This is a genomic window from Acinetobacter junii, assembly GCF_018336855.1.
Classification (GTDB): Bacteria; Pseudomonadota; Gammaproteobacteria; order Pseudomonadales; family Moraxellaceae; genus Acinetobacter; species Acinetobacter junii.
The window spans coordinates 1799587-1823335 of record NZ_CP059558.1; the positions used below are offsets into that span (position 1 = coordinate 1799587).

General features: G+C 38.6%; 19 protein-coding genes. 5 read left to right on the forward strand and 14 right to left on the reverse strand.

Translation table 11 applies throughout. From position 1 onward, the window contains the following. A complete protein-coding gene (locus tag H2677_RS08505) occupies positions 1–864 on the reverse strand; it encodes a DMT family transporter (RefSeq protein WP_212638317.1) in 864 nt (287 codons plus the stop codon). 122 nt (positions 865–986) lie between these two features. Between H2677_RS08505 and H2677_RS08510 the strand changes: the two genes are divergently transcribed. Then, on the forward strand, positions 987–2387 hold the full coding sequence (locus H2677_RS08510; protein WP_212638318.1) for an aminotransferase-like domain-containing protein: 1401 nt from the start codon (positions 987–989) through the stop codon (positions 2385–2387). A 1-nt stretch (position 2388) separates the two neighbouring features. Here the strand turns inward: H2677_RS08510 and H2677_RS08515 are convergent, their stop codons facing one another. The 7 genes from H2677_RS08515 to H2677_RS08545 form a co-directional block, all read right to left on the reverse strand. Further along, positions 2389–2871 carry a winged helix-turn-helix transcriptional regulator gene (locus H2677_RS08515; RefSeq protein ID WP_125298649.1) on the reverse strand — a complete coding sequence of 161 codons (483 nt, stop codon included), beginning with the start codon at positions 2869–2871 and terminating at the stop codon, positions 2389–2391. A 178-nt stretch (positions 2872–3049) separates the two neighbouring features. Continuing rightward, a complete protein-coding gene (locus tag H2677_RS08520; protein ID WP_212638319.1) occupies positions 3050–4279 on the reverse strand; it encodes a molybdopterin molybdotransferase MoeA in 1230 nt (409 codons plus the stop codon). Beyond that, positions 4279–5202 carry a bifunctional molybdenum cofactor biosynthesis protein MoaC/MoaB gene (moaCB, locus tag H2677_RS08525; protein ID WP_212638320.1) on the reverse strand — a complete coding sequence of 308 codons (924 nt, stop codon included), beginning with the start codon at positions 5200–5202 and terminating at the stop codon, positions 4279–4281. The genes H2677_RS08520 and moaCB overlap by 1 nt, the downstream gene beginning before the upstream one ends. A gap of 15 nt (positions 5203–5217) precedes the next feature. After that, positions 5218–5760 carry a molybdenum cofactor biosynthesis protein MoaE gene (locus tag H2677_RS08530; protein ID WP_004954600.1) on the reverse strand — a complete coding sequence of 181 codons (543 nt, stop codon included), beginning with the start codon at positions 5758–5760 and terminating at the stop codon, positions 5218–5220. A 2-nt stretch (positions 5761–5762) separates the two neighbouring features. Further along, positions 5763–6014, reverse strand: coding sequence for a MoaD/ThiS family protein (locus H2677_RS08535; RefSeq protein ID WP_039047879.1), 252 nt, complete (start codon positions 6012–6014; stop codon positions 5763–5765). Positions 6015–6035: 21 nt separating this feature from the next. Continuing rightward, the gene (gene moaA, locus H2677_RS08540) at positions 6036–7073 is read right to left on the reverse strand and encodes a GTP 3',8-cyclase MoaA (protein WP_407929285.1); all 1038 of its coding nucleotides are present in this window, start codon (positions 7071–7073) and stop codon (positions 6036–6038) included. A 271-nt stretch (positions 7074–7344) separates the two neighbouring features. After that, entirely contained in the window at positions 7345–9627 is a 2283-nt protein-coding gene (locus H2677_RS08545; RefSeq protein ID WP_212638322.1) for a molybdopterin-dependent oxidoreductase, read from the reverse strand. Positions 9628–10032: 405 nt separating this feature from the next. On the opposite strand from H2677_RS08545, the gene H2677_RS08550 reads away from it, so the two are divergent. Beyond that, positions 10033–11364 (forward strand): D-serine ammonia-lyase, encoded by a 1332-nt coding sequence (locus H2677_RS08550; RefSeq protein WP_212639597.1) that lies wholly within the window; start codon positions 10033–10035, stop codon positions 11362–11364. A 42-nt stretch (positions 11365–11406) separates the two neighbouring features. Here H2677_RS08550 and mobA read toward each other — a convergent pair whose 3' ends face one another. The 6 genes from mobA to H2677_RS16130 form a co-directional block, all read right to left on the reverse strand. Then, positions 11407–12036: a molybdenum cofactor guanylyltransferase gene (mobA, locus tag H2677_RS08555; protein ID WP_129262684.1), complete on the reverse strand. Its 630-nt coding sequence runs from the start codon at positions 12034–12036 to the stop codon at positions 11407–11409. Next, complete coding sequence (locus H2677_RS08560) at positions 12033–14813, reverse strand: nitrate reductase (protein WP_212638323.1); 2781 nt, start codon at positions 14811–14813, stop codon at positions 12033–12035. The genes mobA and H2677_RS08560 overlap by 4 nt, the downstream gene beginning before the upstream one ends. An 86-nt stretch (positions 14814–14899) precedes the next feature. After that, entirely contained in the window at positions 14900–16519 is a 1620-nt protein-coding gene (nirD, locus tag H2677_RS08565) for a nitrite reductase small subunit NirD (protein ID WP_212638324.1), read from the reverse strand. A gap of 11 nt (positions 16520–16530) precedes the next feature. After that, the gene (gene nirB / locus H2677_RS08570) at positions 16531–19077 is read right to left on the reverse strand and encodes a nitrite reductase large subunit NirB (protein WP_004954617.1); all 2547 of its coding nucleotides are present in this window, start codon (positions 19075–19077) and stop codon (positions 16531–16533) included. Between the two features lie 28 nt (positions 19078–19105). Then, positions 19106–20458, reverse strand: coding sequence for an MFS transporter (locus tag H2677_RS08575; protein WP_004915549.1), 1353 nt, complete (start codon positions 20456–20458; stop codon positions 19106–19108). 350 nt (positions 20459–20808) lie between these two features. Further along, a complete protein-coding gene (locus H2677_RS16130; RefSeq protein ID WP_017397303.1) occupies positions 20809–20937 on the reverse strand; it encodes a hypothetical protein in 129 nt (42 codons plus the stop codon). 49 nt (positions 20938–20986) lie between these two features. Here H2677_RS16130 and H2677_RS08580 point away from each other — a divergent pair, with 49 nt between their 5' ends. The 3 genes from H2677_RS08580 (at position 20987) to aroQ (ending at position 23743) form a co-directional block, all read left to right on the forward strand. Further along, on the forward strand, positions 20987–21577 hold the full coding sequence (locus H2677_RS08580) for an ANTAR domain-containing response regulator (RefSeq protein WP_004915545.1): 591 nt from the start codon (positions 20987–20989) through the stop codon (positions 21575–21577). Then, positions 21578–22591 (forward strand): ABC transporter substrate-binding protein, encoded by a 1014-nt coding sequence (locus H2677_RS08585; RefSeq protein WP_212638325.1) that lies wholly within the window; start codon positions 21578–21580, stop codon positions 22589–22591. Between the two features lie 702 nt (positions 22592–23293). After that, positions 23294–23743, forward strand: coding sequence for a type II 3-dehydroquinate dehydratase (gene aroQ, locus H2677_RS08590; protein ID WP_004954622.1), 450 nt, complete (start codon positions 23294–23296; stop codon positions 23741–23743). Positions 23744–23749 lie beyond the last annotated feature (6 nt).

Here is a 23749-nt window from a genome sequence, read left to right on the forward strand (position 1 = left end):
TCAAGAGAATTTTTTGGCGCAAGCAACACACACAATTACACAAATCGTCACTATAAGCATCGATAGACTCACTTGTTCTTGTAAAAAAATTGATGCTATTGCCAATCCAAATAAAGGCTGTAGTAGTTGTAATTGCCCTATAGCTGCAATCCCACCTTGCGCCAAACCTCTATACCAAAAGAAGAAACCTATCAACATGCTAAATATCGATACATAAGCTAAACCTAATTTAGCTTTCAGCGAGATCAACTCAAAATTAGCTGGTAAATATGAATAGGAAAAAAATAACATGATGGGAAGCGGGATCAGCAATGCCCAACAAATCACTTGCCAACCTCCCAAATGTTTAGATAGTTTTCCTCCTTCGGCATAACCAAAACCACAAAATAAAATCGCCAGCAACATAAGAAAGTCACCATAGTTAAATAACCAACTATGACTTTGGAACAACATAAAGACGAAGACAATTAAAGCGCCGAAGATTGAAAATATCCAAAATATTAAACTTGGTCGTTCTTCATTACGTAGCACTCCAAAAATTGCTGTAGCAAGTGGAAGTAAACCAATAAAAACAATAGTATGTGCTGCACTCACATATTTCATTGCTAAAGCTGTAAAGAGTGGAAAGCCAATAACCACACCAATTGCAACATATAAAAGACCAATCCAGTCCTCTCGTTTTGGTAACTTCTGACCAGATAAAATAAGTAAAAATAACCCCAATACACCTGCAATTGCAGCTCTCGCAACTGTTACAAAAGTTGGACTCATATCCATCACAGCAACTTTAGTAGCTGGTAGTGAGCCTGCAAATATCACAACTGCAAGAAATCCATTCAACCAACCATTACTCACAGCTTTCATATATATTCTCCGAATCTATAAGGAGAATCTAAACTGTGATAAGGTGAATGCTCCATAGACAATACAGTACAATATTAAATAACTGTATTGGTATTGAACACAATACAGTTGGCGAATATTAGATGAAGAATACAAAGATCAATTTTGTGATTTCTTATATTAATGAGCAAATTAAAACACGTTCTCTAATGACAGGTTCACGTCTACCTTCTGTGCGTGCTTTAGCCAAAATGCTCGGCTTATCAATATCAACAGTTGTTGAAGCATATGAACGACTTGCTGCACAAGGCATCATTGAATCTAAAACAGGTTCCGGTTTTTTTGTTTCAGCTCCATTAGCACCTTTGTCTATTTCTGAAATTCATCCCAGATTTATTGATCGTAATATTGATCCACTATGGATATCTAGGCAGTCTTTAGAAGCAAAAGAAAATGTATTAAAACCGGGTTGTGGCTGGTTACCAAATGATTGGATGCCACACGAAAATATACGAAAAGCCATTCGAACGGTTTCTAGAACTCATAACAATATTCTGACCGATTATTCAACACCACTTGGTTTGCGACCGCTCAGAGAATTGATCTCTCGCAAATTATCTAATCGTGGCATAGAGGCATTATCTGAACAGATTCTGCTGACTGACTCAGGGACTCAAGCAATTGATCTGATTTGCCGTTACTTTCTTAAGCCAAATGATGTCGTTTTAGTTGATGATCCATGCTATTTTAATTTTCATGCATTATTAAAAGTACATCAAATTCAGATCATTGGCATTCCATATACTCAAATAGGGCCAGATCTTGACGCATTCGCAAATGCCATCACAACTTATAATCCCCGACTGTATATCACCAATTCAGGTATTCATAATCCAACAGGGTCTGTATTAACTCCAACAATGGCTTATCAAATTCTGAAACTTGTCGAAAACTCTAACCTTATTGTAATTGAAGATGATATTTTCGCTGATCTTGAATTAAATCCAGCCCCTAGACTTGCTGCGTTGGATGGACTTTGCCGAGTCATACAAATTGGTAGTTTCTCAAAGACACTTTCTGGCTCTATACGGACAGGTTATATTGCAAGTAAGTTAGATTGGATAGAGGATTTAACTGATATAAAAATAGCGACTAGTTTTGGAGGAAATCATCTGTCTGCAGAGATTGTCTATTTTGCACTTACGGATAGCAATTATAGAAAATACCTCGAAGATTTAAAAATACGGCTTGCTAAGGCAATGGATTACACAATAAAAAACTTAGAACAATTAGGTATTCGGCCTTGGATAAAACCTCAAGCTGGAATTTTTTTATGGTGTAAATTAGATGAAAATCTAGATAGCTCAATAATTGCGCAAAAATGTCTTGAAAAAGGTATTGTTTTAGCGCCTGGTAACGCTTTCAGTCAAAATAAAAATTACAAAAACTTTATTAGATTTAACGTCGCACAATGCTTAAACCCTAAAATTTTTGAAGTTCTATCTCACGTAATAAAACATGAGATAGAACAAGAAGAAATTTGAATTAAGCTGTCTTCTTCTTTTGCTCCACGAAAGCGAAATATCCTGGTCCCGCTGCAACTCTTACATCTTTTACATGAATAGGCTCTTCGCATTCAGAACAAACCACTTTGGGGCTAATTTTCTTGCCGCAATTTTTATGTGTAAATTCTATCGGCTTACCTAACCCTTTATCCATCCATTTGTCAGCCCACTGTACCATCGAAAGAATGATTGGATACAAGTCTAGTCCTTTTTCAGTAAGTTGATATTCAAACCGCTCTTGGCGTTCTACATAAGGAACTTTAACTAAAATTTCATGCTCTACGAGGCGTTTTAAACGTTCTGATAACACATGACGTGTTAGCCCTAAGCTGCGCTGGAAATCATCAAAACGGCGTATACCCATAAAAGCATTCCGTAGAATCAACATTGTCCAACGATCACCTAAAACCGAAAGTGTTCTAGCAACAGAACATGGTTGCTCACCGATTTCTTCCCATTTCATTATTATCACCTAATTATTTTTTAAAGTATTAAAAGACACCATCCATGTCTTGAACCGTATTATTTAGAAGAACAACAATACTGACATTACACTAAACCAGTTTATTCATTAGATGCAATATCAGAACTCGTCAACAGCACCTAAAAAATAAATCTAGTTACATAATGTAATCAAAAAATTAAGTCACTATAAATACACCTGTTAATTCTTGTCCAATCTCAAGTTTAGTATTTGCAGGAACTCGAACCAAACAATTTGCTTGCATTAAATTACTGAGCATATGTGATTGTTGCTTAGCTAGACTTTTTAATTTTAATTGTCCATGTTCGTAATAAGCCTGCATTCTTAAAAAACGCTCACGTGCATCAGATTTAAGCTCGTGTGTTAATGTTCCGCTAAACCAATTGACTGATTGATCTTGATTTTGCAATGCATCTAATAAAACCTTGCCATAGATTTGCATGCAAACATAAACTGCAGCTGGATTTCCAGGCAAGCCAAGTAAAAAACAGCGATGCTCATCTTCAATATATTGGGCGAAGAAAAGTGGTTTACCTGGTTTTTGTTTAACTTTCCAAAATATTTGTTCGAAACCTGCTTCAAATGAACAAGGACGGACAAAATCATAGTCCCCAACAGATACACCACCTGTGGTGATGATCACATCATATTGTTGTTTTAATTGGTTAAAACATTGAGTAACACGTTGAGACTCATCTGCTATGTGCAGAATATTTACCTCTATGCCGTAATCTTCAAACCATGCTTTTAATAAAGGTCCATTTGCATCAAAAACTTTGCCAGCTTTTAAATCTTCTGGTGTTTCAGCAACTTCATCACCAGTGACGAGTACAGCGACTTTAGGTAGTCGATATACAGCAATACTTCGTACACCGATCATACTCAATGCTGCAAGCGCACCAATATTAATTTTCTGACCACATTCAGCGATCTTCTGACCTAATTGAATTTCCTCGCCTGCAAAACGAATATCTGCTTGTTGCTGAATATGTTCGACTAATCGGATTTTATTATTTGATTCGATCTTTACAATTTCTTGTCTAGCGACATGTGTTGTGCCAGTTGGAATCTTACCCCCAGTAAAAATACGTATGGCTTGTCCCTGCAGAAGTTGATGATCAAGTTCACTTCCTGCTTTTATCTCTCCAATGACTTCAAATACTGAATCTTGAAGATTTTCAGAGGATGAACATATTGCATACCCATCCACAGCACTTTGTGAAAAAGTAGGTAAATCGACCCCAGAATACACATCTTGAGCCAAATAACGATTCAGACATTCGGTTAATGGCAGTTGCTCTACCGTCAATGCGCTAGGCGTTGACTGAATCAACGCCAAAGCATCATCAATACTGATCAACCCTTTCTCAGCACCACATCCTGACATTACTCATATCCCCCTGGATGTGGCAAATCTCGGCAAACATCAAAGATATGTACTAGAGCTGGCAAAATTGCAGCCATTGATTCACTTGCGCCGCCACGACTACCAGGTAAAGTCACTACTAACGAACGATCAATAAAACCAGCCACCCCACGCGACATAGCCGCATATGGCGTACGTTTCTGTCCAAAAGAACGCGCCGCTTCCATCAAACCATCTAATTTTCTTTCTAACAATGGCTCAAGCGTATCTACCGTTATGTCACGCTTCCCGATTCCTGTACCACCAACAGTCATAATGCATGCATAAGATTTGGTCAGCTCTAACACTAGATCCTTTAATTGATCAGATTCATCAGGCAGAATTTGATAATGAATTGGATCAAAACCAGCTTCTGTCAAAGTATCAACAACTGACTTTCCTGCCGTATCAGGTTTGCGACCAGCTGCCACAGTATCTGAGAGAACAATCACTGCAGCAGAAACAGGTTGACGTAAGGTACGTTTGAAATGTGATTTTCCGCCTTTTTTCTTGAGTAATTTACATTGATCTAAACAAAGCTCTTCTGGCTCACAATGCGGTTTTAACATGTCATATAACGTTAAACCTGCAAGACTGGCAGCTGTGAGTGCTTCCACCTCAACACCTGTAGGACCAATCGTTTCTACAGTGGTTAAAATTACGACATGATCATCATTTAATTCATATTCAACATCGGCACGATAAATCGGTAGTGGATGGCAAAGTGGAATCAGCTCATCCGTTCGTTTCGCTGCCAATATACCTGCAATACGTGCAGTTTTCAGCGCATCACCCTTTTCAGTATTTCCGTCACGTAGGAGTTGAATACAATGTGCAGGTGCATGTAAGACAGCTTGTGCTTCAGCTACACGATAACTTTCGGGTTTCATCCCAACATTTTTCATCTCTACTTCCTAAATTTAATCGTGTGTATGGTCATGTGCACAATGTTCATGGTGCTGATGCGTTGTTGATTCTGCTTTTGATAAAGGAGAACTCAAGTGCTTTTTCGATTGAAGATTATCAGTAGTATCTTTTCGAATACAACAGCCTTCAACGTAATGGCTTGTTCCATCTGTGAAAAACTCCTCTTTCCAAATTGGAACTTCATGCTTGACTCGCTCAACAGCCTCTTCACAAGCTTGAAATGCTTCACGGCGATGCGCAGCATACGCAATTGCAATAATTGCGGTGTCACTCACATCCAAATAACCAATACGATGAATCACTCGAACATAAGAAACTTGATATTTATCTTTAATTTCCTGTTCTATCTCACGAATCATCTTTTCTGCGACAGGCGTGTAAGAGGTATACTTAAGTGCTTTTACTGCTTTTCCTTCATGATGGTTTCGTACTGTTCCTATGAAAACATCAATCCCGCCACATTCAGGAAATGACTGAATAGGATCAAAAATATCTAAACTTAATGCTTGATCTTGAACTCTTGAAAACTCACGCATTTCTAACCTCCAGCAACAGGTGACAAAAGTACCACTGTGCATGATGAATTTAGTATGGTCTGACGTGTCACAATATCTTCACCTATCGCGCAAGCACATTTATCCATAGCCTTTGTAGCATCTGGATAACGATCTACAATATGATTTAAAACATCTAAAATTAAACTTTCTTTAGCAAACTCAAATTGAAGTGGTTTGGGTAGTAATCTTTCTATCTCTCCAAAAGCTTCTATTTTAATTTCTATGGTTTGCATACCCTCTCCATATTTTTCAATCTAACCTCCAAGCATGTGCATACTAATTTTACGTACTTGTTGGTTTTGTATCGCGTGATAACCTTTGGCCTTATGCCAGATATAAGGTTTAATTTTTTGATCTAACATTTGATATGACACTTCAGATAAACCAATATGTTGTTTAATGGTGTTCAACAAATCGTTTTTGATATTCAAACCTTGTTGAGCAAATAAACAATTGAATAGTTCACCTTGTGCAGTTAGACGAATACGATCGCACTCACCACAAAATGAGTGGGTAATCGTCGAAATGATGCCAATTCGATAATCATCATCTAATCGATATTGGCGTGCTGGTTCATGATTTTGTTGAAGTAGCTCAATAGCATAATGAGGTTTTAATCGCGCTAATATTTCTGCTTCGCTTACTACAGCATCTTTTGTCCAATGTTGATCACCGTCTAGCGGCATAAACTCAATAAAACGTAATGGAATATTTTGATCTTTTGCCCATCTCACCATCGGTAGAATTTGATCATCATTGTGATCTTTCATTAAAACACAATTAATTTTAAAAGGGATTTCAGCTTTTTGAGCGGCTTTTATTCCTTCTAGTACAGGATTAAGTTCTTTCTTGGTTAGTGCTTTGAATTGTTTTGCATCAATACTATCGAGGCTGATATTTAAATCATCCAAACCAGCAGCTTTTAATTGATCAGCGTACTTCGCTAGGTAATGACCATTAGTCGTCATTGAAATACGTTTTAAACCAATTTTTTTTAGTTGCTGTAAGTCACGGATGAAATGAACAACTCCTTGTCGCATTAAAGGTTCCCCACCTGTAATACGAATATTCTCAATGCCTTGTTTCACCATATAAGTACAAAAAACCAAAAGGGATTCGAAACTTAATAAATCTTGCTTTTTCATCCATTCAGGATGTTCAGGCATACAATACACACATTTAAAATTGCAACGATCTGTCACCGAAATACGTAACTTACGCTTAATACGACCATACTGATCTTGTAAGATCGGTAAATTCGTTTCAGGTATTTCATGCTTCATCATATGCACTCATATTGTGAATTTTCTCATCTTGTTCAGCACAAGTTGTGTGCGTATCTATTTTCCTGAACATATGAGAATTTTACTTAAGCAATTATTATTCCAATTTCTAAAATTCATCAATCATATAGTCTGTGTTTAGTTGAATGAACTTATCATTTTAATACTAGAGCAAAATCTGATGATTTATAGCAGATTATCGTTAAATGAAATTGCACTATTTCAAAACATATATAAATTTAAACGCAATAAAATAGTGCAAATCAACTCAATCTATCAACTATGCCGCAGGCTTCTCTAGTCGTACAGGCACATATTTATGATATGGGGTTTTCGATAAAGGATCGCAATGCTTTAACGAAGTTAATCGATTCAATTCAGGTCCGATCGCCTGCCCCCCGTTATAACGTAAACCATAGCCATGTGGCAGCGAAACAACCCCTTTTCGCATTCCCTCATCGATCTCTACAACCACTGCAATCTGCCCATGTTCCGAAATACACTGTAATGAGTGACCTGTCTCTACGCCAAAATGAACTGCATCTTCAGGATTCATTCTCAAGCGACCTTCTGCATCAACCTTACGCCATGCTGGATCACGGTAGATTTGGTTTGCGTTATAGCTACGGCGCTCACCTGCCAATAAGACAAATGGAAACTGATCACTTGTACCTTGAGTTTGTTGATTCAGTTGTGCTAGCTCAATCAACATTTCAGGGATTACTAAATGAATCTTTTTATCTTTATAAGCGACTAAATCCCAGACATCATCATAGTTGTGTTTAGAGAGAATCACGCCTGAACGTTTTTGCAATATCGCTTGGAATAAGTTTACGCCTAATGTTAAACGATTCCCTTTATAACCCGCTTGTTTGACAGCTTTATAATACTGAGCAGAATACTGCATACACAAAGGCAATAATAAAGCCGTTGATGCGGCGTCATTTGGTAGTGTCTGCCCAAGTGTTCGATAAACAATAGATGCCGCAAATGGGACTAACTTTTTATTTTTCACAAAACTGGCAGCAAGTGCAGCAAAATAACCTAGATATGCTGTTTTAGCGGAATCCTTTTGCGCGATCTTATTCAGTAAAGGAAATTGTTTGGGAATAGCACCCATGGCTTCAAGTAAGCGAGTATAGATTTCTGGTTCAGGCAGCGTATTGGCTTGAGCTTTAAAAAGCGGATGACGTAAATGGAAACCATTTTGTGGGAATTCCAAATTAAAGCCCGTAAATTCCCACTTTTCAAATTGACTATGCGCTGGCAACACATAATGGGCTAATCGCGCTGTTTCTGTCATTGCAACATCAACCACAACTAGCAACTCCAATGACTGGAATGCTTGTTCATAAGCTGCGGTATCTGGATAGGTGAGCAATGGATTGCAACTATCTACAAAGACTGCACGTACTCGCTTCTCGCCTGCTTTTAAAATTTCGTCAGGCAAAATATTTGGTGGGAAAAAACCTGATATTGGGAACATCTTATGATGAACCGTACGACGATATTTAGGATTACGCTCATCAGTATTGCTCAAGATCGGAATAAACATAGTATGTAAGTTATTCGTTCCCTGTTTACCAAAATGCCCTGCGAGTAAATAAAGTAGTTTTTCCAAATATCCGTTTAATGTTGTGTTTAAAGTATGCTGAATCCCTAAATCAATACGAACACAACCACGCTTAGCTTTGGCAAAATCACGGACAATTTGATAGATCAATTCAACTGAAACATCTGCCTTCTCAATATATTGCTCAATTGGGATGGCTGAAAATGCTTGTTTAACTTGCTCAAACCCATGCGTATGCTTTTGAATAAATGCTTGATCATACAAATCTTCGCGTAACATGATCGCAATCATTGCAGACATCAAATAGGAATCTGTACCTGGTTTTAATTGCACATGGATATCAGCTTGCTTAGCCGTTTCAGTAACACGCGGATCAAATACAACCATTGTTCGGTTTGGATCTTTCTTGATATGTTTTAAAGTATCACGAGCATTTGGAATACCATGTGCTTGAAACGGATTGGTTCCAATAAATAAAACATAATCCGCATGTTCAACATCTTCAGTGGTATGACATGCTTGACTGCCAAACAAACGTCCATTTACCCAGAAATCACCAGTTTTCTCTTGAGCAAGTGAGTTATAGGCATAAAAGCTTTTCATTGCATACAATAGTTGGCGACCATAAGCCGCTCCTAGATGATTGCCTTGTCCACCACCACCAACCGATGCAAATGCTGTTCCGCCATGTACATCACGAATTTTTACTAATTGATCTGCGATTTCTTGGATCGCTTGATCCCAAGGAATTTCTTGAAATGAACCATCAGCTTGTCGCTTCAAGGGATGAGTTAAACGATCTGCATGTTGTTGATAATGCTGTAAACGCGCTGCTTTTTGACAAATGTAACCTTGTGAAAACGGATGCTGATCATCACCTTTAATTTTCTTAAATTGGTTGTTTTCAATTTCAACACTTAAACCACAGTTTCTAGAACATAAAATACAAGCAGTCACATCCTGTCTTGCAGCGCTAGTCGACATTGGCATTTTATTCTCCCTATGATTTGCAGTCTCATTCACTAAAGGTCTTTTGATTTTAAAAGCGAATAAGGCTCAAATTACAAATGATGAAATAAGCAAGACAAGCACTTATCTCGATTATTTTTCTGAATTTTAATTGCCCAAACATGATCTTAAATCCCAATAAATTATTTGGACAACCACTTAAAATCAAATAAGTTCTAAAATAGAACTTATTTGATAAAAGATCAAGTACACTCACCCGAAATAAAGCTAAAACTTGACTTAGCAGAGTTCTGATAAATGACCAAGATTATTGTCATAAAAATATAATTTTTATTGATCCAAACCCTTTAATACATGAATATCTAAAAAGAATGGAATTTCTTTAACGATTCCTCACCATAATAGAAAGATCTTATGAATAATCCAATGAACTCGAAACAAATTGAAGCCCTTGTTGCAGAACACTCTGTTGTTGTTGATCTCATTCAGCTTAAAGAAACAATTTGGTTGAATCCAAATTTTACGACCCTTGAAATGGGGCTACCTTTTGTTGGTCTTAATCAAAATGATATTGATGATGCCCGTGATCGTTTAGCTCGCTTCGCTCCTTATCTGATGTCCGTATTTCCTGAGACTAAGATAAGCAAAGGAATTATTGAGTCTGAACTGGTTTCTATTCCAAAGATGCAGCAAACACTTGAAGCTCATTTCAAACAAGATATCACTGGAAAATTATGGCTAAAAAAGGACAGTCATTTGCCAATCTCAGGATCGATCAAAGCACGTGGCGGTATTTACGAGGTGCTCTATCAGGCTGAAAAACTTGCCCTTCAAGCAGGTTTATTAACAATTGAAGATGATTATTCAAAATTAGATCGTCCAGAATTTAGAGATTTTTTTAGTCAATACAGTATTGCCGTTGGCTCTACAGGAAATTTAGGACTTTCGATTGGTATCATGAGTGCAAAACTTGGCTTTGATGTCACTGTGCATATGTCGGCAGATGCGCGTCAGTGGAAAAAAGATAAATTAAGATCACATGGTGTTACCGTTATTGAATACGCACAGGATTATGGTGTTGCAGTTGAAGAAGGTCGTAAAGCAGCATTAAAAAATCCAAATTGCTTTTTTATTGATGACGAAAATTCAAAAACTTTATTTTTAGGATATGCCGTTGCAGGTGAACGCTTAAAAGCACAATTAGAATCTCAAAATATTACGGTTGATCATGACCATCCTTTATTTGTTTATTTACCTTGTGGGGTTGGTGGTGGCCCTGGTGGCGTTGCATTTGGACTAAAAATGGCTTTGGGTAATCACGTACATTGTATTTTTGCAGAGCCAACTCATTCACCATGCATGTTGCTAGGTGTAGCAACAGGCTTACATGATCAAATCTCAGTACAAGACCTAGGCATTGATAACATTACCGCAGCAGATGGCTTAGCAGTAGGACGTGCATCTGGATTTGTGGGTCGAGCGATGCAGAGACTACTCGATGCTTTCTACACACTGGATGATCAAAGCATGTATAAATTATTGGGGCTACTCAATCAATCTGAAAATTTAAAACTGGAACCATCAGCCTTAGCTGGAATGTTAGGTCCAATCTTAATCAGTCAGCACCAAGAATATGCTGCTATGCATCAACTGACTGCGCAACAAATGAATAATGCTAATCACATTGTTTGGGCAACTGGTGGTGGTATGGTTCCAGTTGAAGAAATGGAAATTTATTTGCAAAAATCCATAATCTAAACATCCATATAAACATCTAAATAAGAAAGCTTTTTTAACCGATCAGTTTGAAACAAACATCTGTTTAAAAGCTTTCATCTGCTTGTATTGTTGAAGCTCATCCAATGAATTGATGCTATGACAAAACAGGCTTTGCTTTTGAAAGACAACGTGTTGAGCGTGTAGTTGCCTAAAAGTTTCTCTTAAACTTAATTTATTTGCAGCGAGCTGGTTTTCTAATATCGACAAACTAGCTCTTTTTAACAAGCAAAATGGATACAAGGCATCGCCATTGATATTTACATACGCAACTGATGCTTGCGGATTTTTCTCTAAAGCCCTATGCAGCTTTGCAAGGACTTGATTTGGGATATAAGTCACATCACAAGGAATAAATAATGCATATTCTGCTTGTACACGCGACCATGCACTTTTCATTCCCATCAACGGCCCTAAAAAGCCGTTTTGATCATCAGAAAAACATTCAACAGTCGGCTCTATGCTTTTATAGATCGAGCTATCACGATGACTATTGACCCATATCTGCTGAACTTCCGATTTAAAGCGTTGACAAATTTTTGACAATTGAATCTGATCATCAAACTGTTGCAATAGTTTGTTCATCCCATTCATTCGTCGTGCCTGTCCTCCCGCCAAGATCACGAGATCTGTAGCGGGAAAATCTGTATTCATGCTTCCGCCTCCAACTGGCAGGTTTTAATCAAACCTCTGATCTCAGGTAAACAAGAACCACAATTACCACCCGCTTTTAGACAAGCTGTCACTTGTTTTTCATGAGTAATATTCTGCGTCTTAATCGCTTCAATGATCTTATTTTTACCTACTTTAAAGCAGCTACAAACCAATGGTCCATCATTATTTGCGGCTGACATCGGCATACCAGCAAGCAGTGCTTTACGATGTAATGCACTTAAACGCTCACGTTTGAATAAACTCGCAACCCAATCACGGTCAGGCAACATATCCGATGGCGCAATATAAAGACTGGCAATCAAAATCCCATCTTTCAGAATGATGCTATGACTCATTTGCGCTGAAACATCTTCAATACTCAACCATTCATAAGTTTCATCTACAAAAGGCAAGAAACTTTTTAAATTCTTCTGCGTTTGATCAAAGTTGTGGCGATCTGCAATTTCAAAACGAACTGCTTTGGCTATTTTAACTTTTGCCCACCATGCACATGTTTGCAATGAGGTTTTGATTTGTTGTTCAAACCCATCTCGGACATACAAAACACCTTGCCATGTCGTATGGAATGGCTGAATTGCAACAGGCGTATGTTTAAACTCAGGTTCGCCTGATATTGCATCTACAACTGGATTAACTACTTTTCCGACACGAGCATCAGAGGCAACTTGCTCAGTCCAATGAATCGGTGCAAAAATTTGACCACGGCGAACACCTTGAGCCAAAGTGACACGCAGAACACAACTGCCCCATTGCGACTTCACTTCAACCAATGCTTTATCACGAATACCAAATTTTAAAGCATCATTCGGGTGAATTTCACAAAATGGTTCAGCTCGGTGAGTGGTCAGATTTGCTGATAAACCTGTTCGCGTCATGGTGTGCCATTGATCACGAATACGTCCTGTATTCAACACCAATGGATAATCTTCAGAAATTGCATGCACAGGATCAATTGCAACTGTCGGGATCAGTTTTGCTTTTTTGCTTTTATGGCTAAACAAACCTTGATCAAATAACTGCTCAACCGCAGTACTTTGACCTTTTTCCCAAACGGGCCATTGGATCGGACGTAAATGATCATATTCATCCAAAGACAAATTCATTAGTCCTTTTAGGTTGAAATAACGAAAGTTTTCAACTTGATCACGTTGATCCAAACTTGCATTTTGATACGCAGATAAGGCTGCGTGTTCATTAAAGATGTCACATGCATTGTTAAAATCAAAACCAGAAAAACCTAATTTTTTAGCAACTTCAGCAACGGCCCACCAGTCTGCTTTTGCTTGCTTTGGAGCAGGTAAAAAAGCTCTTTGACGTGAAATACGGCGCTCTGAGTTGGTCACCGTTCCATCTTTTTCACCCCAACCTAACGCAGGAAGCAACACATCCGCATAAGCTGTGGTATCTGTATCAGCACAAATATCTGAAACCACGACAAACTCACATTTGTTCAATGCGCGTTTTACTTGATCCGCATCAGGTAAACTCACCACAGGATTGGTTGCCATAATCCATATGGCTTTAATTTTCCCGGACTCCACCGCTTGGAATAAGTCAACTGCTTTCAGTCCCGCTTGATTGGCAATCACAGGACTGTTCCAAAAGTTTTGTACAAGTGTTTGGTGTGATGGATTATCGATGTCCATATGTGCTGCCAACATATTGGCTAAACCACCCACTTCACGGCCACCCATGGCATTCGGTTGACCTGTCATTGAGAATGGCGCAGCACCTAACTTACCAATTTTCCCTGTCAAAAGATGGCAATTGATAATGCTATTGGCTTTATTCACCCCTTGAGAAGATTGATTCACACCCATTGAAAATAAGCTCACAACTTTTTCATTGGTGGCAAATTTTTCGAAGAAGAATTTTAGCTTTTCTGCTGAAATTCCCGTACGTTTCACGACTGAGTCAAAATCAGCTTCAGTCTGACTAGATTCTAGTAAAGTGTCCAAACCTTCTGTATGTGTATCGACAAAATGTTGATCAATAAAGTTATTCTTATATAAATACTGTAATAAACCATTGAACAATGCGACATCTTGTCCAGGTAAAATTGGAAGGTGCAAATCTGCTTGTTCACATGTACTGGTAAAACGGGGATCAACCACAACAACGAATAAATCTGGATTTTTACTTTTAGCCTGCATGATGCGTTGGTAAAGTACAGGATGACACCATGCAGTATTTGAACCCACCAACACCACCATATCGGTAAATTCAAAGTCTTCGTAACTTGCTGGCACGATATCCTCACCAAAAGCACGCTTATGCGCTGCAACTGCTGAAGACATGCACAGACGTGAATTGGTGTCGATATTGGCTGTACCTAGATAGCCTTTCACAAACTTATTGACGACGTAATAATCCTCAGTCAATAGCTGCCCTGATACATAAAATGCCACACTGTCACGACCGTGTTGATCGATACAAGTTTGGAATTGATCTGCGATTTTTTCTATGGCTGCATCCCATGTCGTTACCTTACGATGGTTCTTACGACCAAACATCGGATGCAAAACGCGAGTCTCTAATCCTAGAGTATCCGCCAAATTACTGCCTTTAATACAAAGGCGTCCAAAATTAGATGGATGTTCCAAATCACCAGCAACCTGAACCGTTGTTCCTTGTGCTTTATGATTTACCGTTACATCAACACCACATCCAACCCCACAATAGGGACACGTTGTTTTTGTAATGATTGTTTCTGCTTGATCGGAGCGACTGTGTTCTAAATTTTGAATACTGTTCATGACTGCCCCTTCACCTATTTCATCTATGCCTGAATTTCACGTTCTGTTTGGGTTTAGGCACCGAGGAACCTAAACCCCAAAGATGATTAACCTGCTTTCTTCATTGCAAAATCCTTACCAAATAACAATTTATTTCTAAATGTTGAAATTGGTGTTTGATCTGCAATCAATTCCGCATACCACATGCCATCTTCAGTATCACCGAACAGTACTGCACCGATGACTTTATCTTTCTGAATAATGATACGCTTGTAAATTTGTCGTTTTTCATCATTCAGGATAATGTCTTCGTAATCTTCTTTCGGTTCAAAATTTCCAGCCGAGAATACATCAACACCACTAACTTTAAGCTGAGTCGGAACGGTTGGTGATTTGAAAGTTAAACTACCGTGTTCTGCCAAGTGTGTTGCACAGATAAATGCTTGTCCCCACAATGGCTCTACAAGACCAAAAGTCTGATTACGATGCTCAATACATTCACCCACTGCATAAATACTTGGGTCAAATGTTTGCATCGTATCATTGACCAAAATACCACGATTACAACGTAAACCAGCACTTTGAGCCAAAGCAATATTCGGACGAATACCTACAGCAAATACGACAAGGTCGGCATCCAACACTGTGCCATCTTTCAGACGTACTTGGTTAACATGACAATCTTTACCAATCAATGCTTCAGTATTTGCCTCAGTGATAATATTAATCCCTTTTTCTTCAATACTTTGACGCAACATACGACTCGCACGACCATCAAGCTGACGCTCCATAATGCGATCCATCAAATGAAGAACAGTGACATTCATGCCACGTTGCTTGAGACCGTAAGCTGCTTCTAAGCCAAGCAAACCACCACCAATCACCACAGCATTTTTCTTCGTTTCGCAATATTTAATCATGGTATTGACATCATAAATATCACGGAAGCTGATCACACCTTTCAAATCTACGCCTTGTACAGGTGGGATAAATGGAGATGAACCTGTTGCAATAATCAAACGATCGTAATCGACACTTTCGCCTTTTTGTGTATGCACTACTTTACGAGTACGATCGATTTTTATAGCAGGATCGTCAGCAATAAATTTGATGCCCTTATCGCTGTACCATGCATGTGGATGCAACATAATGTCATCAATAGTTTTCTCACCAGAAAGCACTGGTGAAAGCATGATACGGTTATAGTTACCCCAAGGCTCTTCACCAATCACCGTCACATCATAACGATCAGGTGCCATGTCGAGTAAATCCTCTAGACAGCGCATTCCAGCCAAACCATTACCAATCAAAACGAGCTTCAGTTTTTCTTGAGAAACACCATTATTGGTAATATAAGTTTTTTGCGGAACAGTACCTACCCAAACTCGACCATTTTCGATTTTGGTTGGAAAAACAGAAAGCTTTTGATCTTTATCTTCTAGGCATCGACCTGTTGCTAAACTGAAGTGTTGTTTGTAAATCGGTGAGGCAATAACACGCTCACCTTGCAAATCACCAATAATACCGCGCGCCATTACATTTGCTTGGCTAAACGGATCTTTATTACTTAATGCATAAATACGTTTTTCGTTCCCTACGCGGAATAAAGCAACGGATTGACCTGCAATAAGTGCACCTACACCTGTATTTGGCGTGATGTCATCAAGATGACACACATCAATCCATTGATTTTCTGGAAGCATATTCATGTCTTTTAGATTTGTCATTTTGATTCTCCTTATGCTTCTACCATCGGGATACGATCAACTGAACGCTCAGCTTCATTTAATGGACGGATCTGATCACGCACTTCAGTAAATTGAATATATGGATCAGCTTGCTCTTCAGCGCTTGCATTAATGTAAGTTTGGAAGCGTTTACGAATCTCAGGATTCTCTACCGCAGTACGCCATTCGTCTTGATACGTTCCAATGACATGCGCCATGCGGTTTTCAAGTTCTTCTGCAAGACCAAGCGAATCATCAACAATCACAGCTTTGAGATAATCTAAACCACCTTCCATGTTGTCACGCCATACACTGGTACGTTGTAAACGATCAGCAGTTTGGATATAGAACATAAAGAAGCGATCGATATAACGAATCAAAGTTTCAGTATCTAGATCAGAAGCTAAAAGCTCTGCATGGCGTGGTTTCATTCCACCATTACCACACACATACAAGTTCCAGCCTTTTTCTGTCGCAATGACACCAACATCTTTACCTTGTGCTTCAGCACACTCACGCGTACAACCCGAGACAGCCATTTTTAGTTTGTGCGGTGAGCGTAAGCCTTTGTAGCGATTTTCTAATTCAATCGCTAAACCAACAGAATCATCTACGCCATAACGGCACCACGTGCTACCTACGCATGATTTCACTGTACGCAATGATTTACCGTAAGCATGACCTGACTCGAAGCCTGCTGCATTCAATTCTTCCCAAATAAATGGTAGCTCGTGTAGTTGTGCACCAAATAAATCAACGCGTTGACCACCTGTAATTTTGGTATACAGGTTATATTTTTTAGCAATTTGACCTACAGCAATCAAACCATCTGGAGTAACTTCACCACCTGCCATACGCGGTACAACTGAGTATGAACCATCCTTTTGGATATTTCCCAAGTAGTAGTCATTACTGTCTTGTAGACCTGCGTGCGTTGGTTCCAATACAAAGTCATTCCAGCACGATGCCAAAATGTTCGCTGTCATTGGTTTACAGATATCACAACCTAAACCATGACCATGTTGTTGAATCAAATCATCAAACGTTTTGATTTCATTTACACGGACTAAGTGATAAATCTCTTGGCGTGAATATGGGAAGTGCTCACAAACATGGTTATTAACCGTTACACCTTGACGTTGTAACTCAGACTTTAAAACTTGAGTAACTAATGGCGCACAACCACCACATGCTGTTGCTGCTTTAGTACATTTCTTTAAAGCACCTAAAGAGGTCGAACCATCACAAATCGCTTGGCAAATATCTGCTTTCGACACGTTGTTACATGAACAAATCGTTGCACTGTCTGGAAGTAAATCCACACCGCTACCGCCCGCTTTCGCACCAGAATCAGCAAATCCTGGCATGATTAAGCTTTCAGGTGTTTCTGGCAATGCGATACCATTCAACATCATTTGTAAAAGATCGTTATATTCTTTTGCATCACCAACAAGTACTGCACCCAGTAATTTGGTTTTATCTGCATCTACAACGATTTTCTTATAAACTAATGCATCTTCATCAGCATAGAAATAGCTAAGCGAATTCGGTGTCATGCCATGAGCATCACCAACCGATGCCACATCTACACCCATCAATTTCAACTTAGTGCTCATATCAGCACCAGCGAAACAATGTGTTTCTTCAGCTAAGATATGCTTGGCTGCAATACGCGCCATGTCATAGCCCGGCGCAACGAGACCATAGATTTTATTGTCCCAAAGCGCACATTCACCAATTGCGTAAATATTTTCATCAGAGGTTTGGCAGTAATCATTGATCTTGATACCACCACGCTCCCCAAGTGCTAAACCGCTTGAACGTGCTAATTCATCACGTGGGCGAATCCCCGCAGAGAATAAAATCACATCCGTTTCAAGCTCACTACCATCAGCAAATTTCATTACATGCTTAGCATTATTGCCAGCTTCGATACATTGCGTTGCTTTTTGTGTGTGAACTTTTACACCTAAGTTTTCGATTTTACGGCGTAATACTTTACCACCCAAATCATCGATTTGAACCGCCATCAAACGTGGAGCAAATTCAACTACATGTGTTTCAAGATTTAAATCACGTAAAGCTTTAGCCGCTTCCAAACCGAGTAAACCACCACCGATCACCACACCTGATGTCGCGTTTAGGCTTGCAGCACGGATCGCATCTAAATCTTCGATGGTACGATATACAAAGCAATTTTCACGATCATTACCTGCAATTGGCGGAACGAAAGCATATGAACCAGTTGCCAGTACAAGTTTGTCGTAACTGATGACATCACCCATACTAGTTGTCACTGTTTGTTCTTTTGTATCAATTGCAATAGCTTTGGTATTTAGTCTTAAATCGATACCATGAGCATCGGCAAAATCGAAACGAGCAAGTGATAAATCTTTCGCTGTTTTACCTGAAAAATATTCAGTCAAATGTACGCGGTCATATGCAATACGTGGTTCTTCAGCAAGAATTGTTATCTCTAATTCATCATCAGCTTTCTCTAAGATGGCTTCGATGAATTTATGACCCACCATACCGTGACCAATCATCACTAATTTCATTGTGTTTCTCCTAAAATCTAATCTGAGATTAAGCTGCGCTGTTTTGTTCTGAGCCACGTTCTAAAATTGCTTGTTCAAATAAACGTTGTTCTTTTTCTTTATGCTCTACCGAAAATCGGATAAGCATGACCGAACTCGCAGCAATGACCACTAAGCCACCTAAAACCATTAAACAAGTTTGAATATCCAACATACCTTTCAGTAAGAAACCTGCTGCCACTGCACCAACGTTTCCACCTGCACCGATGATGCCTGCAACACCACCTAGCGCTTCACGATCAATGAATGGAACAAGCGCATAAGTCGCACCACATGCCATGTGTGTGAATAATGCAAATACCGTCATTACGAGAATAGCGAGTACAGGTCCATTCATTTGCGAGAACAACATTAAGAAAAGCCCTTCGCCAAGAATCAATCCAAACAGTACTTTAGTACGACCATCCAAGCCTTTTTTGAGTGCAACTTTGTCTGAAAGAATCCCACCCAATGCACGGGCAAATAATGCGAGCAAACCAAAGATACCTGCTGCTAAACCAGCCTCTTTTAATCCAAAACTAAAGTGTTCGACGTAGTACATTGCAATGATGTTATGGATAAAGATTTCGATACCGAAACAAGCTGCATATGAGAAGAAGAGAATCCATACGCGGTAGTTACGTGCAGCATGCATTAAGATTGCTAGACCACCTTTTTTATCGCTACCAACAACTACACCTTGAGCACGTAACTCTTTGAAATCACCTTGAGGACAATCTTGAGTAAACTTCCAGTAAAGGAAACCTACGATCACCATCATGACACCTGGAACGATTAGTGCGAGTCTCCAACCAAATGCTTGCTCAACACCAAACATCACCAATGCAGATAGTAATAACGGCATGAGTGCTTGTGTTGCCCCACCACCAGCATTACCCCAACCAGCTGAGGCTGCGTTTGCAGTTCCCACGACATTTGGAGCAAACATGATGCTAGTGTGGTATTGCGTAATCACAAAACTCGCACCAATTGCACCAATTAATAGGCGAAAGAACAGAAATGATTCATAACTATTTGCAGAAGCGACACCAAAAACGGGGATACTGCCGATAATCAACAAAGCGGTATATGTTTTACGTGGTCCGTACTTGTCACATAAAGGACCAACGATCAAACGGACTAAGATGGTAATTGCGACTGCTGCGATATTGATATTTGCGATTTGATCTTTAGTCAGATGAAATTCACCTGCAATGACTGGCATTAAAGGTGCACATGCAAACCAAGCAAAGAAACAAACGAAGAAAGCAAGCCAACTCATGTGGAATGCCCGCATCGCTGGTGCAGAAAAGTTAAATAACTTTATTGATGTGGCTTTTTTTGCCGATAAATCTAAAGACATTGCCATCTCCCATACTGAACGTATATTGCTTTGTTGACACAGCAATCTGTGTGAACAAACCGATCAGATCGGACATCGTTGGCCGTCTTACAATTTTTTGGAAAGTCGTCTTTGACTCAATAAATATTTAGCAAATGCTATGCCAACTTTAAGAAAGCAAAGCAATAAATTATATTAATTATTGTTTTTTAATGATTTTTATAAATAAAAATAGCTTAAGCACTACATTTTACCCCTATACAAAATAGGGCTTTATGAGGATGACCCGTTTTAAAGCACAATTCTTTCTGCTTCAAAAGAACTCTTTTTACGCACCAAAACAATACATTTTATGGTTTTAAAACATAGTTCTAAATTTTCTTTGGTTCTGAAATCAATGAACGATACAATAAAGCGCATAATGTAGATGCTAAAGGAGCGATTGCACCGAATAAGAATAACTCCAATGGCACCAATTTTGCTTTTAAAACAACATTCATCGTGCATCGTCTTAAATGCACACACACTTATCGTTTGATCTTTATACTTATGCCGAAACTCAGAATCGCACTTATTGATGATGATCAAGCCCGAGCTGAATACATCAAAACTTGTTTAATTGAACATGATTTTGATGTTGTTGCTTGCTTTACTCTTGATCACCTGAATATTTTCAAATTGGAACATCTTCAAGCAGATGTCATTTTGCTCGATATGGATCATCCACATCGTGACGTTATTGAAAGCTGTGTAAGTAACTTTGACCTACCCACTGTACTCTTTACTAAAAACACTGACAAAGACACCATCAAACAAGCAATTGATGCAGGCATCACTGCCTATATTGTTGATGGTATCGATCCAAGTCGTTTACATACCATTCTGGACATTTCGATTGAGCAATATAAAAAGCATAAAAAACTTGAATGTGATCTAAAAGATGCAAAAACAAAACTCGCAGATCGAAAAGATATTGAAAAAGCGAAAGTTTTACTGATGCAACTTCACGGTCTCACTGAAGATACAGCATTCCAATTATTAAGAAAAAATGCGATGAGTCATCGTATGACCATCGGTGAAATGGCACGTCGTCTACTCGATGCACAAGAGCTTTTAAACAATCAACTAAAGGATGAATAAATGAGCAGTTTAGAAAAAACAGAATTGCAACTTGGTTATATTCCTTTACTTGATTGCGTAGCACTGCTTTGGGCTAAACAACGCGGTTTTTTTGATGAAGAAGGATTAAATGTTCGCCTGATCAAAGAGGCTTCTTGGGCAAGTTTACGCGATCGACTGGCATTTGGTTTACTCGATGCTGCACATTGCTTATCTGCTATGTTACCTGCTGCTGCAATTGGCAATGATCAGATAGGTATTCCCTTACAAACACCATTGGTCTTAAGCGAGAGCCGTGCTTTTATTAGCCTGAGTCAGAAACTATGTTATCAATTACAGATTCAAAAAGACGATACTGCGGAACAATCTGCTCAAAAGTTAGCAGATTATCTTAAACAAAATCATCCTGTTTCACTCGCGCATGTGTTTCAACATTCTATCCATCATTATTGTTTAAAAGAATGGCTTGCTTTGGCAGATAGGGAACTTGCAAAAAACATTCAAGTAAAAACCTTACCGCCATCGTATATGGTAGAAGCACTAAGCACTCATTTAGTCGATGGTTTCTGTGTGGGTGAGCCTTGGAATACCCAAGCTGAACTAGCAGGATTAGGACAAATTGTATGTTCAAGTCAGCAAATTATCCCAAATGTCGCAGATAAAGTACTTGCTGTGACACATGATTGGGCAGAACAGCATCCGAATACATTAATCTCACTCACTCGAGCTTTAATCAAAGCACAGCAAGAGCTTAAATCGATTGAAGACTTTGCGCCAATTTGGGACCTTTTAGTCGAATTCGATATTATTCAGTTTGAATGTTCTGAAGAAGTGCATGTGGAGAAATATCATGCCATACAAAATATAGTTCGCCATCTGATTGAAAATGATGCACAACCCAAAGTCACTGACTTTGAATGGTTGTTTGAGCAAATGCAGCAATGGAATGCCTTAGAATCATCATCCGAAATATCTACTGAACTCGCTCAAAATTGTCTACTACCTCAGATTTATAAAACAGCATCAGTAAATTAAAGACAAAAAAAAGCTGTCTTCAATTGAAAGACAGCTTTGAAAGACCCATAAGAGATACTACGCCAATCGAAAGTTGTCTCTTAAGTAGGAAGTATATTATCGAAGCAATAGATATCTTTTTCGGACATTTTCATGTCATTAACTGCCATAACAAATGTGAAAATTCATCATTTTTGCCAACTTACAATTTATACGAATCTGCATAATTGTTTAAGAGAAATACTATTTTCAAAGTGAACATTTTATAAGCTTTCATAATTTTCTAATATCAAAAAGCAATTTTCTCATACTCGATTGCAGTAGACAAAAGCACAATACAACTCCCATTAAAACAATGCTTTAATCTTAAGAGATGTTTAAATATCGCCTCAATCATGTTTAAAAAATCAACACTTTCACTCACTTAAGTTATGATCAAAATAAGACTTATAAGTGATTGACTCATCAGTTACACAAATCTCATGAACGATTCGGGTGAGTTCGGTTTAAAATGTTTTAAAAATAAATAAACCTATTTTTTGTCATATTTTAACATTGCGATTTCCTTGCAAAGTTTTCATTATATGCACCATGCTTGGCATGCAATTTTCTTCACTCAGTAAAAGAAATTATAAAAAAATTGCAGAATTTTGTGCCATAATAAGCAAACTTTGCAGACATCTTGCAAATTAAATTTGCAATTTTAAAATTGGAGCAGGCTAAATGAGCTCAACCATTTTGGTGATTCACGGACCGAATTTGAACTTGCTAGGTAAGCGAGAACCAGAAGTATATGGTTATCTCACGCTAGACGATATTAACCAACAATTAATTGCTCAAGCCAAAGATTCATCTCTTACATTAGAAACATTCCAAAGCAACTGGGAAGGTGCAATTGTTGATCGTATTCATCAAGCACAAACTGAAGGTGTAAAGTTTATCATCATTAACCCAGCTGCACTCACCCACACTTCTGTCGCTTTGCGAGATGCATTATTGGGTGTTGCAATCCCTTTTGTTGAAGTTCATTTGTCCAATGTTCACGCTCGTGAAGCATTCAGACATCACTCTTTTCTATCCGATAAAGCCATTGGCGTAATTTGTGGCCTAGGTGCTAAGGGTTATTCCTTCGCACTCGATTACGCTATTGAAAAAATTCAATCTTCTAACTAATTTAGA